This window comes from Bordetella avium (assembly GCF_034424645.1).
GTDB lineage: Bacteria > Pseudomonadota > Gammaproteobacteria > Burkholderiales > Burkholderiaceae_B > Bordetella > Bordetella avium.
This window is the reverse complement of the sequence record NZ_CP139969.1, coordinates 392,272-407,391: the sequence shown is the minus strand read 5'-3', so window position 1 is coordinate 407,391 and position 15,120 is coordinate 392,272. Positions and strand designations below refer to the sequence as shown.

Genomic DNA, 15,120 nt, shown 5'->3' with positions numbered 1-15,120 from the left:
CATGTCCGAACGCAGTACGGCGCCATACTGCACTGTTCGAGTGTGGAGATTGCAATGCGGAGGCTTCTAGGGTTTTGCATGCTGCTGGCGTGGGGCACTGCAGCGGGGCAAAACGACACACAGCGCAGCATCACCGTGCGCGGTGAGGTCATAGAAACAACATGCCTCATCAATGGCGGCACCTCGCCCGTGCCGCTCTTGGTTCAATTGCCACGGATCAACGCCGCAGTGCTCAAAAACCAAGGCGATACCGCAGGCGACACGCCCTTCACCATCACGCTGTCCAAATGTCCGGAAAATTTTCGCGGCACGGTCGATGTCGCATTCGAACCGGGCCCGACCAGCGACTTCGGCACCGGCAACCTCAAGGCGTACTCAAGCTCAGCCAGCATCAGCACGCCCGCCAACGAAATGCCGTCCGCCCTGGGTGCGGTGCGGGACAATGTTCAGATCCAGATCACGGCCGCCGATGGCACACCCATCGCCCTGACAGATAAAGCCACTCCCAGCGGCCATGGCGCCACCCTCCCAGGCGTGGCAGACAGTTCTGCCACGCTGACCTACAAGGCACGGTATATCAAAACCGGCAATGGGCCTGTCAGCGCAGGAAAACTGGTGACTTACGTCAATTTTTCGATTCAGTATCCTTGACGCCGCCGCCCAGCCCCTCCCATCCGCCGCCCAGCGCGGCCACCAGTTGCACACTGGCGATCAGGCGGCTACCCAGAAGGCTGATGGCATTACGCTCATTAGACAAGGCCGAGGCCTCGACAACGGCCACATTGAGATAGTCCACCAGCCCGGCTTCATATTGGTTGCGCGTCAGCCTGAGCGACTCTCGCGCCGACTCCAGGGCTCTGCGCTGCACATCCTGCTCCTGCCCTAGCACACGCAGTTGGACCAGATAGTCTTCCACCTCGCGCAAGGCCATCAACACCGCCTGGCGATAGGCGGCGGCCTGGCTGTCGTACCCCGCACGCGCAGACGCAATCTGGGCTTCGCGTGCGCCGCCATCAAAAATCGTCATGGCCAGGGCCGGACCCAGCGACCAAAACCGCGCCGGCGCAGTCAGCCACTGAGCAAACTGGCCATCACGGAATCCGCCAGAGGCCGACAGGGTCAGATCCGGAAACCAGGCCGCCTGGGCGACACCGATCTTGGCATTCGCGGCAGCGACGCGGCGCTCGGCCGCCGCCACGTCCGGGCGACGCTGCAATAACGCGGAGGGCAGGCCTAGCGGAATCTGCGGCAATTGCTGTGTAAAAGGCTCGGGCGGCAAGGCGAACTGAGAAGGCGCCACCCCGATCAACACGGCAATCGCGTTTTCGTACTGCCCGCGCTGCCAGTCCAGATCCACCAATTGCGCTCGCGTACTTTCCAGTTGCGTCTGCGCAACGGCCACATCGGACTTGCCCGCCACACCCGCCTCGTAGCGATTGCGCGTCAAGGTCAGCGAGCGCTCGTAGGCCTGCACGGTTGCCTGCAGCAAACGCTTTTGCTCATCGAGCACGCGCAGCTGCATATAGTTCTGGGCCAGCGCCGCCTCGGCGGATAGGCGTGTGGCGGCCAGATCCGCGGCAACAGCCTCTTCGCTGGCGCGGCTGGATTCCAGCTCACGCCGCAGCCTGCCCCAAAGATCGGCTTCCCAGCTCACATTCCCGCTCAAGGCGTATTGATTACTCACACCACCCGATGAGGATGACGAGCGCGTCACGCCGGCATTGGCGCCCACCGTCGGGAAAAAGCCCGAGCGCGCCACGCCAACCAGCGCCTGGGCTTGACGGTAGTTGGCTTCGGCCTGCGCAATGGTCTGGTTGGCGGCCTCCAGCCGCGTCATCAGGCCATCGAGCACCGGATCACCATAAATACGCCACCATTGCCCCCGGGCGGCGGCATCGGCCGGCTGCGCGGGCTGCCATCCCGGCAGGCTTTGCGGGTCGTCCTTGTACGCCGTCCCGACATCGATCTCCGGCCGCTGGTAATCCGGGCCCACAGCACAGCCCGCCAAAGCAAGAAGCAGGGTCAACGGCAACAGGCGCGGAAGAAAAGACATAAGCTTCATGAGTGTTCAGTTCCAGAATGGCGCGCCGAGAACCGGCCTTTGGCCCACAGGCGGAAACGGTCCAGGTAGAGATACACCACGGGAGTGGTGTAGAGCGTCAGAATCTGACTCAACACCAGGCCGCCAACAATGGTGATCCCCAAGGGCCGGCGCATTTCCACCCCTGCGCCGGTCGCCAGCATCAGGGGCAGGGCCCCGAAAATGGCGGCCATCGTGGTCATCATGATGGGCCGGAAACGCGTCAAGCAGGCCTGGTAGATCGCCTCACGGGGCGCCAGCTTTTCTTTGCGCTGAGCCTCCAGGGCGAAGTCCACCATCATGATGGCGTTCTTTTTGACAATACCGATCAGCAGAAACACCCCGATGAGGGCGATCAGGGTGAACTCGGTATTCAGCTCCATGAGCGCAAGCAGGGCGCCGATGCCTGCCGAAGGCAAGGTCGAAAGAATCGTGAGCGGATGCACCAGGCTCTCGTACAGCATGCCCAAGACGATATACATGGCCACCAGCGCCGCCAGAATCAGCCAGGGTTGACGCGACAGGGTTTTCTGCAACTCGGCGGCCGTTCCCTGAAAACCGGCTTGAATCTGGTCGGAGGGCAAGCCGATGCGGGCCACGGCCGCATCGATGGCCTGCGTGGCCTGCTCCAATGACACGCCTGGCGCTGTCGAAAACGAAATCGTGTCGGCCACGAACAGGCCTTGATGGCTCACGCTAAGCGGTGTGTTGCCCACCTCCAGCCGTGCAAAGGCGGCCAGCGGCACCGTCTTGCCGTCAGCGGCCACCACATTGAGCTGCTTGAGCGACTCGGCATCCTCGGCAAACCGAGGGTCCACCCCCATCACCACATGGTATTGGTTGAGGGGACCATACATCACCGACACCTGGCGCTGGCTGAAAGAGTTGTTCAGCACCGACGCAATGGTGGACATATTGATGCCTAGGCGCGTGGCCGCCTCTCGGTCAATAACGAGGTTGATCTGCCTGCCTTTGTCTTCAACGTCGGCATCCACATCGGTCAGCTCAGGCAGCTCGGCCATCGCGCGCTGCACTTTGGGCATCCAGGTGCGCAGCAGCGCCAGGTCGCCCGACATCAGCGTGTAGTCATAAGAGCCCGTGCTCTGCCGGCCGCCTATGCGTATATCCTGCTGCGACACCAGAAAGACCTGAGCGCCCGGATCGCGCAGTAAACGGCCCCGCAGCCGGTTGATAACCTCGTTGGCGCTCACGCCGCGCTCATCCAGCGGCTTTAGCTGTATCTGCATGAAACTGCTGTTGCTGCCGCCACGCCCGCCGGAATAGGCCGTAATGCTTTGCACGGCCGGATCGGCCTGGATGACTTTGCGGAAATACTCCAGCTTGGGCACCGTGGCCTGAAACGAAGTGCCCTGATCAACCCGGAAAAAACCCAGCAACTGGCCGGTATCCTGCTGCGGCATAAAACCCTTGGGGATCACGGAATACAGATAAAAATTCAGGGCGATAGTGGCCAGCAACATGAGCATCATCAAGCGGCCGTGGTTCAGGGCCCAACGCAAGGATCGCCCATAGCCCTCGCACATACGCTCGAAAAGGCGGGCGAACGCCGCACCCAGGCTCGCCCGGCGCCCCTGAGCAAGGGTTTCCTTTTCGGGCCTAAGCAGGCGGGCGCACATCATCGGCGTCAGCGTCAATGACACGACGAGCGAGACGCCGATGGCAGCCGACAGGGTCACGGCGAACTCGCGAAACAGACGCCCCACGACCCCGCCCATGAGCAGAATGGGAATGAACACCGCCACGAGCGACAGACTCATGGAAAGCACCGTAAAGCCGACCTCACGCGAGCCGCGCAAGGCGGCCCGCATGGGCGAGGCTCCCTGCTCGATGTGGCGCATGATGTTCTCCACCACCACGATGGCGTCGTCAACGACGAAGCCAGTCGCCACGATCAGCGCCATGAGAGAAATGGTATTGAGCGTATAACCGCACAAATACATGATGCAGAAGGTGCCGACCAGGGACACCGGCACCGCCAGCGAAGGAATGATGGCCGCGCGCCAACGACGCAGGAACAACAGCACCACCATCACCACCAGGCCCACTGCGATCAGCAGCGTCAACTCCGCCTCATGCAAAGAAGCGCGAATGCTGGGAGTGCGGTCTTGCGCCACCAACAGATTGACATCCGCCGGCAGCAAGGCGGCCAGTTGTGGTAGCTGCTCCCGCACCGCGTCGACGGTTTCGATGATGTTGGCATCCGCCTGACGCCGCACGATCAGCAGAATCGCCTTTTCGTTGTTGTAAAACCCGGTCTGAAACAGATCCTCGACCGAGTCTTCAACCGTGGCGACATCCGACAGGCGCACCGCCGCCCCATCGACCCAGGCCACAATGAGTGGACGATATTGCTCTGCGCGGCTGAGTTGATCACTGGCCATGATTTGCCAATGAAACTCGTCGTTTTCCAGCACCCCCTTGGGGCGTTGCGCATTGGCATTCGCCAGTGTCTGACGCACCTGATCGAGCGACACCCCGCGATTCGCCAGCGCCCCAGGAATCAGGCTCACTCGCACGGCGGGCAAGGAACTGCCGCCCACCGTCACCTCGCCCACACCGCTCACCTGCGAGAGCTTCTGCGCAATGACGGTCGAGGCCAGATCATAGAGCTGCCCCTGCGTGAGCGTCTGAGACGTCATCGCCAGCGTCATGATGGGCGCGGCGGAGGGGTTGGCCTTGTGATAGGTCGGGTTGCTGCGCAGACTGGTCGGCAAGAGCGAACGGGCAGCGTTAATCGCGGCCTGCACATCGCGCGCAGCGCCGTCGATATCACGCGACAGATCAAACTGTAGGGTGATGCGGGTAGAGCCCTGGGTGCTGCGCGAGGTCATTTCGGTGACGCCGGCGATACTGCCCAATGAACGCTCCAGCGGGGTTGCCACGCTGGACGCCATGGTTTCCGGGCTGGCGCCCGGCAGACTGGCTGTCACCGAGATGGTGGGAATATCCACCTGCGGCAGCGGCGCAACCGGCAGCAGGCGGAAGGACAGAATGCCCGCCAGCACGACGGCCAGCGCCAGCAAAGTCGTGGCGACAGGCCTGACGATAAAGGGCGCTGACAGAATCATGCTGACTCGGCAGGCAGGCGGCGGCGATGGGCCAGCCGGTCGAACATCAGATAGATGACGGGCGTGGTGAACAGCGTCAGCACCTGGCTCACCAACAGCCCCCCCACCATCACCAAGCCCAAGGGCTGGCGCAGTTCCGCACCCGTGCCGCTGGACAGCATAAGCGGCAAGGCGCCGAACAAGGCCGCCAGCGTGGTCATCAGAATGGGCCGGAAACGCAGCAGCGCGGCCTGATGAATGGCCTGCTGCGCCGACATGCCCTGCTTGCGTTCGGCCTCCAGCGCGAAGTCGATCATCATGATGGCGTTCTTCTTGACGATGCCGATCAGCAAAATGATGCCGATAATCCCGATCATGTCCAGATCCGTGCCCGAGATCAGCAAGGCCAGCAGAGCGCCCACACCGGCAGAGGGCAACGTGGAGAGAATGGTGATCGGGTGAATAAAGCTCTCGTACAACACACCCAAGACGATATACATCGTGATGATCGCGGCGAGAATCAGCCACAGCGTGCTGCTGAGCGAATTCTGGAAGGCCAGCGCCGCGCCCTGAAAGCGCGTCTCGATGGAAGCCGGCATGCCGATGTCATGTTCGGCCTGCTTGATCGCCGCTACCGCCGACGACAGGGACGCGCCCGGCGCCAGATTGAAAGACACCGTCACCATGGGAAACTGATCCAGGCGGTTGATCGCCAGCACCGTGCGGCCTTCCGAAATATGCGCGACTGATGACAGCGGCACCTGGCCGCCATTGGCGGTGGGCACACGGATCTGATCCAAGGAGGCCGCATCGCGCCGGAATTGAGGCAATACCTCCAGCACCACGCGGTATTGGTTCGATTGCGTGAAGATGGTCGAAATCAAACGCTGGCCAAAGGCGTCGTACAACGCTTCGTCGATCGTGGCCGCCGTGATACCCAGACGCGACGCCGCATCGCGATCGATCCCCACCCAGGTCATCAGACCCTGATCTTGCAAATCATGCGTCACATCGGCCAGCTCGGGCAGCTTGCCCAGACGCTCGACCAGTTTGGGCGCCCATTCGCTCAACTCGGCCAGGTTGGGATTGGAGAGCGTCAGTTGATACTGCGTGCGCGCCACGCGGTCTTCGATGGTGAGATCCTGCACCGGTTGAAGATAGAGCGTCACGCCATTTTTCAAGCCAGAGACCGACTCCTGCAAGCGGCGCATGATGGCCGCCTGATCGGCGCTGCGCTCGCTGTGTTCTTTGAGCGCAATCTGCATGCGGCCAGCATTGAGCGTCGCATTGGCGCCATCCACACCGATAAAAGACGAAACCGCCTGCACATCCGGGTCTTGTGCGATGCGCTTAGCAATTTCCTGTTGCCGCGCCGACATGGCTTGGAAAGAAATGGTCTGCGGCGCCTGGGTGATCCCCTGAATCAGGCCGGTATCCTGCTGCGGGAAAAATCCCTTGGGAATGACGATATACAGCAGCACGGTAAGGGCAAACGTGCCCAATGCCACCAGCAGCGTCGCCGGTTGATGCGCCAGCACGAGCTTGAGCATGCGGTCATAGGCCGCGATGATGCGGTCGATGCCCGCGCCCGTCCATTGATGAAAGCGGCCGTGGCGCTGGGCCGACTCGGGCTTGAGCAGGCGCGCGCACATCATCGGCGTGAGCGTCAGCGAGACGACCAGCGAAATCAGGATGGCCACCGCCAGCGTCACAGCGAACTCGCGGAACAGACGCCCCACCACGTCCTGCATGAACAGCAAGGGGATGAGCACCGCGATCAGCGAGAAGGTCAGTGAGATCAGGGTGAAACCAATCTGCGATGCCCCCTTGAGCGCTGCCTGCATCGGGCTCTCGCCCTCCTCGATATGGCGGGCGATGTTCTCGATCATGACGATGGCGTCATCGACCACGAAGCCGGTGGCGATGGTCAAGGCCATGAGCGTCAGATTGTTGATGCTGAACCCGGCCAGATACATGATGCCGAAGGTGCCGATCAAGGACAGCGGCACCACCACACTCGGAATGAGGGTGGCCGTAACGCTGCGCAGGAAGACATAGGTCACCATAACCACCAGCGCAACAGCCATCAGCATTTCGTGCTGTACGTCCTTGACCGAGTCGCGGATGGTCTGTGTGCGGTCAGACACCACGCTCAGGTCTAGCGTTGCGGGCAAGGCTGCACGCAACTGTGGCAACATATCGCGGATGCGGTCCACCACATCGATCACGTTGGCGCCAGGCTGGCGCTGCACATTGAGCAAGATGGCCGGCTTGTCCCCCACCCAAGCCGCCTGACGCGTATCCTCGGCGCCCTGCACCGCCTGCGCCACATCGGAGAGCCGCAGCGGCGCGTGGTTTTTGTAGGCGATGATGAGGTCGTTATAGTCGGCAGGCGACTTGAGCTGATCGTTGGCGTCTATCGTGGTCGCACGCAGTGGCCCGTCCAGATTGCCCTTGGGCTGATTGACATTGGCCCCGACAACCGCGGTGCGCAAATCGGACAAGCCCAAGCCTGCGGCCGCCAGCGCCTGCGGATTGACCTGCACGCGAACGGCGGGCCGCTGGCCGCCGGCCACACTCACCAAACCCACGCCCGGCACCTGCGACAGCTTCTGCGCCATGCGGGTATCGACCAGATCGCGCACCTGCGGCAAGGGCATGGTGGGCGAGGTGATGGCCAGCGTCAGCACCGCCGCGTCGGCCGGGTTGACCTTGTTATAAACCGGGGGTACCGGCAAATCATTGGGAAGCAGATTAGAGGCTGCGTTGATGGCGGCCTGCACCTGCTGCTCCGCGACATCCAGCGGCAGTTCCAGATTGAACTGCAAGGTAATGACCGAGGCGCCGCCCGAACTCGTGGACGACATCTGATTGAGGCCCGGCATCTTCCCGAACTGCCGCTCAAGCGGTGAGGTGACCAGGGAAGTCATGACATCCGGGCTGGCGCCAGGGTAGAGCGTCACCACCTGAATAGTGGGATAGTCAACCTCGGGCAATGCCGAGACCGGCAGCAGCCGGTAAGCAATCAGGCCGGCGATCAGGATAGCCACCATGAACAAGGTGGTGGCGACCGGACGAAGAATGAACAGACGCGACGGGCTCACGACGGCCTACCGGTTGTCTTGACGGCGTGGCTGCGAGGCGGGTTTCGCAGCGGCCGCGGCAGGCTCGGCGGGCGTGATGACCTGTACCTTCGAGCCCGCGCGCAGCCGGTCTGTGCCTTCGATGACGACACGATCGCCTGGCGAGAGCCCCTCGTTAACGGCCACCCAGTTGCCATTGACGGCGCCCAGCTTGACCGGCTTCACCTCCACCGTATCATCGGCCAGCACCTGAAACACAAAGGCCCCCACTGAGCCCTGCTGCACCGCCTGCATCGGAATAGTGGTCACGCCGCTGCGGGTCTCGACCAGCAAACGCACATTGACGAACTGATTCGGAAACAAAGACTGATCGGCATTTTCGAAACGCGCCTTGAGCTTGACCGTGCCGGTGGCGACATCGATCTGGTTGTCGATAGTCTCAAGCACGCCTGTCGCCAGCTTGCGGGTGTCGGCGCGATCATAGGCCTCGACCGTCAGGGTTTTGCCTGCTCGCACCTGTTCCAACACTTGGGGCAACTGCGTTTCCGGCAGCGTGAACACCACCGAAATCGGCTGTGTTTGTGTAATGACGACCAGACCGTTGGCGTCACTGCTGGACACCAGATTGCCCTGGTCCACCTGACGCAGGCCCAGCCTGCCGCTGATAGGCGCCGTGATACGCGAATAGGCCAGGTTCAACTTGGCGGCGTCGACAGCCGCCTGATTGCTCTTGACCACGCCCTCATATTGGCGCACCAGTGCGGCCTGGGTATCGAGCTGTTGCCGGGCGATGGAATCCTGCTTGAACAGAGTCTGGTAGCGTTGCAGATCGCGTCGGGCATTCTCGAGCTGCGCCAGATTCTGCTGCTGCTGGCCCTGGGCCTGAGCCAGCGCGACCTCGAACGGCCTCGGATCGACCTGCGCCAGCAAATCGCCGGCCTGAACCATCTGGCCTTCTTTGAAAGCCACCTTGATCAATTCGCCGCTGACCTGGCTGCGCACCGTGACGGTGTTGTAGGCAGTCACCGTGCCCAGCGCCCGCAATATGATGTCGACGTCTTGTGACCGGGCCTGCGCCACCTTGACCGGAGTCGCCATCGGCATCAATGAGGGCGGACCTCCCGGCCCGCCCCGTCCTAAGCGCGTGTTTTGCCCCGACGGCTTGAACAGCACCCAGGCAAGCAGAGCCAGCACGGCAATGACGAGAGCGATCCCGATCCAGCGGCGGCGGCGCGAAGCAGGTTGGGCAGACGACAATTCAGGCATATGGCTGGGCCCAGAATACAAAAGGACAAGGGGGAAAAACGCAAGCCGATATTCTCCCTCAGACCCGCAAAGCGCAGCAGGGTTCTGTCAGCCGTTTGAAATCCGGCGCAACATGTTCCCGATCAAAACATCATGCGCCCCTTATTTAAGAGACATGCCGACCGCGCCCAGCGCGCTCAGGCCGCGCAAAGCGACATTTTGAAGCTGACGTCGCGCGCCACTTGCTGGGGCTTCAAGTCACCGTCCTGGCTGGAGAAACGTATCCAGACCATATATTTATTGGCGCTGATCTCGGGAAAGCAAGCACTGCCCGGATCGACCCAGACACGCAGTAACTGATGCGGTTTGCCATTGAGCATCTGCTGGTAAGCCCCCTGCTCGGCCACAGCCTCGCCACGGCGCCCCGACTCCCGCAAGAGACGTAATGCCAGCGCCAGCCCTTCCTGCAATGGCTGGAAAGGCTGCATCCAGTTGTGCAGATCGGCCAGGCGCAGCGATTCGGCCTTGGTTTGCCAGGCATAGTACGAGGGCATATCGACCTGGGTGGCCCCGCTGGGCATCGCCAGCCGGCCGCGCAGGCTGCTCAACCATTCATTTTCGCGCAGGCTTTGCCCGGTTTTCCCGGCCACTGACAAGGCGGTGAACACCCGCTCGATCTCGCGCAGCATGGCGTCCAGCGCCGCTGGATCCACATCGGGATGCTCGCGCAGCGCCGCCAAGTTGAGACGCTGCCGCTCCAGATCCTGCAACACCGCCCCTTTCATATCGGTGCGCTCGCACACGTCAAGAATGTCGAACAGGGATATCACAGCAACCTGATGCAAACGCGCGTCCCCTTCGGCCGCAAAAAATGCTAGACGGTCGAAGAGATACTCAAGCCGCAGATAGGCCCGGACACGTTCGTTAAAAGGGTATTCGTACAAGATCACGCTGGCTACAGGCTCGTCTTATGTCGACACGAACGTCGAAGTTGATCAAGGAGGGCCGGCCTCGGTACTGCCATGCCGGTCGTGCTTGTCCGCCAATGCAAGATAGCTCTGGTGCAGACTTCTTGCTCGCGCCAGCAACACCTCGGCTGTCGTCGAGCCATCGTTGACGATGACATCATCGGCGGCTTTTAGCCGGGTCGCGCGCGCGGCCTGCGCATCCATGATACGCCTGATGTCCGACTCCGTCAGCCCACTACGGTTTTGCACCCGCTTGATCTGCGTTTCGGGATCGCAATCGACCACACAGATACGATCAAGCTGGCCGCGCCAACGGCCTGACTCGACCAATAAAGGCACGACGAAAACCAGATAACTCCCCACCGCGCGCTCGGCGGCCGCTTGGGTTTCCTGACCGATCAGCGGGTGCAGAATCGCCTCGAGGCAGGCCCGCGCCTGCGGCTCGCGAAACACCCGATTCCGGACCCAGGCGCGATCCATCGCGCCATCGGCGCGCACAGCCTCTGGCCCGAACGCCTGAATGATGGCGGGCATGGCCAGCCCATCGGCCTGAGTCAAGGCGTGCGCAATGGCGTCGGTGTCAATGACCGCCGCCCCCCACTCTCCCAGCTTGTCAGCCACGCGGGTCTTGCCCGACCCAATGCCACCCGTCAAACCGATTCTCAACATTGGCCTTCCCGTCAAAATAATCCACCGCCGCGACAAAGCAGGCCTGCGACGCCGGCCAGGGCCAAACAAGGCCCAAAGGGCTGCAACCGTCCGCCAAGGCCACGCCATCGGGCCGCCAAACCCAAGGCCACACCGGCCAGGGCAGCCAGCAACATCACCGGGCCAAGCATGCCCAGCCCCAGCCAGGCGCCGAGCGCGGCCGTCAGTTTGAAATCGCCAAAACCCATGCCCTCCCGTCCGGTGCACAGTTTGAACATCTGATAAAACAACCACAACACGCCATAGCCTGCCGCAGCCCCCAGAACCGCATGCGGCAAAGGGGTAATCGCCCCATCGATATTGACCAGCAAACCCGCCCACAACAGCGGCAGCGTCAAAGCATCGGGCAGCAGATAACTACGACAATCCACCCAGGCCAGCACCAGCAAGACCAGGCAATAAGCCATCGCACACAAGGCGAGCCAGCCCGCGCCAAAACGCCAGAGGCAGGCCATGAACATCGAGGCCAGCAAGAGTTCAGGCCAAGGCCAGGCACGCGCCAGCAGCCAACCGGCCATCGGCCAGGCCCGAAGTTTCGCCCTGCGCGGCACAGATCCACGGACAGGACGGCCACGCCAGACGCGGCGCAGAAACACCGGGAAATACTGACAAAAGACCGCCACCGCTCCCCCCAGCGCCAGACCCGCCAGAGCGGCATAGAGGTAGATGACGGCATCGGGTAGGAGCATGGTGATCAGGAGACCGTCGATTGAAATCGTTGGCAAGCACGAGCGATATTGAGTGTATAAGAGTAATCCTGCTCAAAACGGCGACGAGACGCTGTCACGACGCAACGCACAGGCTTGCGAAAGCAGGGCAAAGCGCCCAGCGTCATGTCGATCGCTGCAATCCTGCGTAAAATCAGCACAGACCAACAAACTCCGGACACGCTGCCATGTCGGCCCTCATACTCGCTCCCAAAATCCGCCCCATTCCTCTGGCTGGCGCCCTGCTGGCGATCGCCTTCATGGCCGGATGCGCCCAGCAACGCACCGAGGGTTACTACAACCCGCCGGCCGAGAGCACCGTCACCGATGCCCAGGCGCAAGCCCAGGGCGCGGGCTACCGCACGGTGCTTCACGCCCCGTCGCAGCTTCAGATCGCGCTCAAGCCAAACACCAGCCGCACGCAAAACGTGCAGCAGTTGACGGGGGACAACGAACAAGGCGTCACGGCCCCTGACAACAACAGCGGCGGCAATAGCGGTGGGGTCAGTCTGCCCGCCGTGGCCGGCAGCTATGCGCAGGAACTCATACCCCAGGCGCAGACCTTCCAGGGCACCCTGCCCTGCCTCACGGCGGAACTGCAATGCGAAGCCCAGCGCGTCACCCTCACGCTGGCTCCCAACGGCCAATGGCGCGCCCGCATCGCCTATCTGGACAATCTTCCCAAAACCGACGGCAAGCCGACGTTCGAGCAAGGCTGCTGGGATGCGCTTCAAGAGCGCCCCCCGCGCATTCTGCTGCTGGACCGCCAGGGCAATCTGCGCGCCGATTTCAGCATGTCGGCGAACAACACCCTGCGGGTGCGCTCGGTCAATGGCAGAACACCCAACCTCAACTACACCCTGACCCGCCAGCCCGACCTGGACCCCGTCTCCGAACTGGACAATCAGCCGGCGCTGCGCTGCGGTCAATAGGCCCGGACATGGGTTCGGCCAGCGCCGTCCGGTAAGGGCATAGCTGGCATACCAGTTCCAGCACATTGCGCACGCCTATCTTGCGAAAGATACGTGCGCGATGCGCCTCGACGGTACGCATGGAAATGCCCAATTCGATGGCGATGACCTTATTCGCCTGGCCTCGGGCCAGATAGGCCAACACCTCGTGTTCACGCGGCGTAAGCCGGGTGTTGGCGCAAGAAGAATGCGGTGAATACATGGCAAGCCGCCTGCAATGAGGTATTGCAGGCAGTCTCGCACTGGCGCGGCGCCGCCGCCATCTGACCCTTCCGAGGCCAGAGCGGTTTTGCGACAAGCCCCGCCGGGCCTGAGGACTCAGATTTCCAGGTTGTCGATCAGGCGCGTCGCGCCCAGCGTCGCGGCGGCCAAGACCACCAAAGGCTGACGCGTCTCGAAATCGGCAGCGCCCGGCGTCTTCAAGTCATGCTGGCGACGCAGCGACACATAATCGACCCGCCAACCATGCGCGGCCAGTCGCGCGGCGGTCTCGGCTTCCAGCGCCGCCACATCGCGTTCGCCATCCAACACACGCTGGCGCAGCTCGCCCAGCAAAGCATACAAACGGGGCGCCTCGGCGCGTTCCTCGACTGACAGATAGCGGTTGCGCGACGACAGGGCCAGGCCATCAGAGGCGCGCACGGTTTCGTGGGCAATGATTTCGACCGGAAGCTGGAACTGGCGGCACATGGCCCGCACAATCATCAACTGCTGATAGTCTTTCTTGCCGAACACCGCCACACGCGGCTGCACGCACGACAACAGCTTGAGCACGACGGTGCAGACACCCTGGAAAAACCCGGGGCGGAACTCCCCTTCAAGCACATCGCCCAGATCATCCGGCGGCAGCACCCGGTAGTTCTGCGGCTCGGGATACATCTCGCGCTCATCGGGCGCAAACACCATATAGACATCGCGGTCGCGGTCCATCTTCTCGATGTCGTTTTGCAAGGTACGCGGATAGCGGTCGAAGTCTTCGTTGGGACCGAACTGCAGGCGATTGACGAAAATGCTGGTCACAACCGGATCGCCATGCTGGCGCGCCAGCTTCATGAGCGCCAAATGCCCCTCATGCAAATTCCCCATGGTAGGCACGAAGGCGATACGGTTCTGTCCGCGCAGATGATCACGCAGATCCTGAATGGTATGGACGACTTTCAAGAAAACTCTCCGGGATTTAAAGCTCGCGCAAGCTAGACCTCAGTCGTGGCGCTGGTATAGGCCAGCCGCACATAAATCGGCGCATAAGGCTCGGCCTGCGTGATGTCGAGCAAAGACTCGCGCGCAAGCTCCAGCATGGCGATGAAATGCACCACCACCACCGCCACCGGAGCGCCTTCAGTGATGCGCTCCAGAAAGAGATCGGTGAACTCCATGAAGCGCGCGTCGTTCAGGCGCCTCAGGATGTGCGTCATGTGGTCGCGCACCGACAACTGTTCGCGGGTAATGTGATGATGTTGATTCAGCCTGGCACGCTTGATGATGTCGGCCCAGGCGCTGCGCAGATCTTCCAGGCTGACCTCGGGCATCATGCGTTCGACGCTGATGTCGGCCACACCCTGAGCGCGCTGAAAATCGCGCCCCAGCTGCGGCAAGGCATCCAGGCGCCGCGCCGCCAGCTTCATCTGCTCGTATTCGAGCAGGCGGCGCACCAGTTCGGCGCGCGGATCTTCAGGCTCTTCGCCGGTGTCGCTTTTCTTGACCGGCAAGAGCATCCGCGACTTGATTTCGATCAGCATGGCCGCCATGAGCAGATATTCGGCGGCCAGCTCGAGATTATGCGTACGGATCTGGTCTACATAGGACAGATACTGGCGCGTAACATCCGCCATCGGGATGTCCAGCACATTGAAGTTCTGTTTGCGGATCAGATAGAGCAACAGATCCAACGGCCCTTCGAAAGCCTCGAGAAAGACCTCCAGCGCATCGGGCGGGATATACAGATCCGTGGGGAGTTGGAACAAGGGCTCGCCATACAGGCGAGCAAAGGCCACGCTGTCCACGGTATCGGGCGTGCTGTCGACCTGAGGCTGCACCAGCGCCTCAAGATCATTTCCGGCAACATTTTGAGACATGCGCGCCCGCTGTCAACCCGGCTCAGTCGACTTGGTAAACGTAGGGCTTTTGCGGCACGCGGGCAGCACGAAAGCCTTCCTGCAATTCGGTGTTCTGGGGCTTGTCCCAGAGACGAGCACGGCCCTCACGCTGGCGCTCTTCGGTGCCGGGGTGCGTAGCCTTGTAGTTCTTCAGGAACTGGGTGATTTCAGATTCGTAATTGTTGGCCATGACG

13 protein-coding genes are annotated in these 15,120 nt (G+C 62.0%); 2 read left to right on the top strand and 11 right to left on the bottom strand.

The window, feature by feature from the left end; translation table 11 throughout:
• The first annotated feature begins 54 nt into the window (after positions 1 to 54).
• A complete protein-coding gene (locus U0029_RS01890; RefSeq protein WP_012418677.1) occupies positions 55 to 651 on the top strand; it encodes a fimbrial protein in 597 nt (198 codons plus the stop codon).
• On the opposite strand, the gene U0029_RS01885 is transcribed toward U0029_RS01890, so the two are convergent.
• The 7 genes from U0029_RS01885 to U0029_RS01855 form a co-directional block, all read right to left on the bottom strand.
• Positions 626 to 2,062 (bottom strand): efflux transporter outer membrane subunit, encoded by a 1,437-nt coding sequence (locus U0029_RS01885; RefSeq protein WP_114852186.1) that lies wholly within the window; start codon positions 2,060 to 2,062, stop codon positions 626 to 628. The two genes, U0029_RS01890 and U0029_RS01885, sit on opposite strands and share 26 nt — an antisense overlap.
• Positions 2,059 to 5,169 carry a multidrug efflux RND transporter permease subunit gene (locus U0029_RS01880; RefSeq protein ID WP_114852185.1) on the bottom strand — a complete coding sequence of 1,037 codons (3,111 nt, stop codon included), beginning with the start codon at positions 5,167 to 5,169 and terminating at the stop codon, positions 2,059 to 2,061. Before U0029_RS01880 ends, U0029_RS01885 begins: the two co-directional genes overlap by 4 nt.
• Positions 5,166 to 8,252 carry an MdtB/MuxB family multidrug efflux RND transporter permease subunit gene (locus U0029_RS01875; protein WP_114852184.1) on the bottom strand — a complete coding sequence of 1,029 codons (3,087 nt, stop codon included), beginning with the start codon at positions 8,250 to 8,252 and terminating at the stop codon, positions 5,166 to 5,168. Before U0029_RS01875 ends, U0029_RS01880 begins: the two co-directional genes overlap by 4 nt.
• Positions 8,253 to 8,258: 6 nt before the next feature.
• On the bottom strand, positions 8,259 to 9,497 hold the full coding sequence (locus U0029_RS01870; protein WP_114852183.1) for an MdtA/MuxA family multidrug efflux RND transporter periplasmic adaptor subunit: 1,239 nt from the start codon (positions 9,495 to 9,497) through the stop codon (positions 8,259 to 8,261).
• Positions 9,498 to 9,673: 176 nt separating this feature from the next.
• Positions 9,674 to 10,426, bottom strand: a complete 753-nt coding sequence (zapD, locus tag U0029_RS01865; RefSeq protein WP_039051867.1) for a cell division protein ZapD — start codon at positions 10,424 to 10,426, stop codon at positions 9,674 to 9,676.
• A 45-nt stretch (positions 10,427 to 10,471) separates the two neighbouring features.
• Positions 10,472 to 11,113, bottom strand: a complete 642-nt coding sequence (gene coaE, locus U0029_RS01860) for a dephospho-CoA kinase (protein ID WP_012418683.1) — start codon at positions 11,111 to 11,113, stop codon at positions 10,472 to 10,474.
• An 11-nt stretch (positions 11,114 to 11,124) separates the two neighbouring features.
• Positions 11,125 to 11,841, bottom strand: a complete 717-nt coding sequence (locus U0029_RS01855; RefSeq protein ID WP_039051868.1) for a prepilin peptidase — start codon at positions 11,839 to 11,841, stop codon at positions 11,125 to 11,127.
• A 206-nt stretch (positions 11,842 to 12,047) separates the two neighbouring features.
• Between U0029_RS01855 and U0029_RS01850 the strand changes: the two genes are divergently transcribed.
• Positions 12,048 to 12,791, top strand: a complete 744-nt coding sequence (locus U0029_RS01850) for a copper resistance protein NlpE N-terminal domain-containing protein (protein WP_114852182.1) — start codon at positions 12,048 to 12,050, stop codon at positions 12,789 to 12,791.
• Here the strand turns inward: U0029_RS01850 and U0029_RS01845 are convergent.
• From U0029_RS01845 to U0029_RS01830, 4 genes are all read right to left on the bottom strand, one after another.
• A complete protein-coding gene (locus tag U0029_RS01845; protein ID WP_082011692.1) occupies positions 12,709 to 13,032 on the bottom strand; it encodes a response regulator transcription factor in 324 nt (107 codons plus the stop codon). The two genes, U0029_RS01850 and U0029_RS01845, sit on opposite strands and share 83 nt — an antisense overlap.
• Positions 13,033 to 13,148: 116 nt before the next feature.
• Positions 13,149 to 13,991: a pantoate--beta-alanine ligase gene (panC, locus tag U0029_RS01840; protein WP_114852181.1), complete on the bottom strand. Its 843-nt coding sequence runs from the start codon at positions 13,989 to 13,991 to the stop codon at positions 13,149 to 13,151.
• 32 nt (positions 13,992 to 14,023) lie between these two features.
• Positions 14,024 to 14,905, bottom strand: coding sequence for a segregation and condensation protein A (locus tag U0029_RS01835; protein ID WP_012418687.1), 882 nt, complete (start codon positions 14,903 to 14,905; stop codon positions 14,024 to 14,026).
• A 22-nt stretch (positions 14,906 to 14,927) separates the two neighbouring features.
• Positions 14,928 to 15,116, bottom strand: coding sequence for a DUF3460 family protein (locus U0029_RS01830; RefSeq protein WP_114852180.1), 189 nt, complete (start codon positions 15,114 to 15,116; stop codon positions 14,928 to 14,930).
• Positions 15,117 to 15,120: the final 4 nt, after the last annotated feature.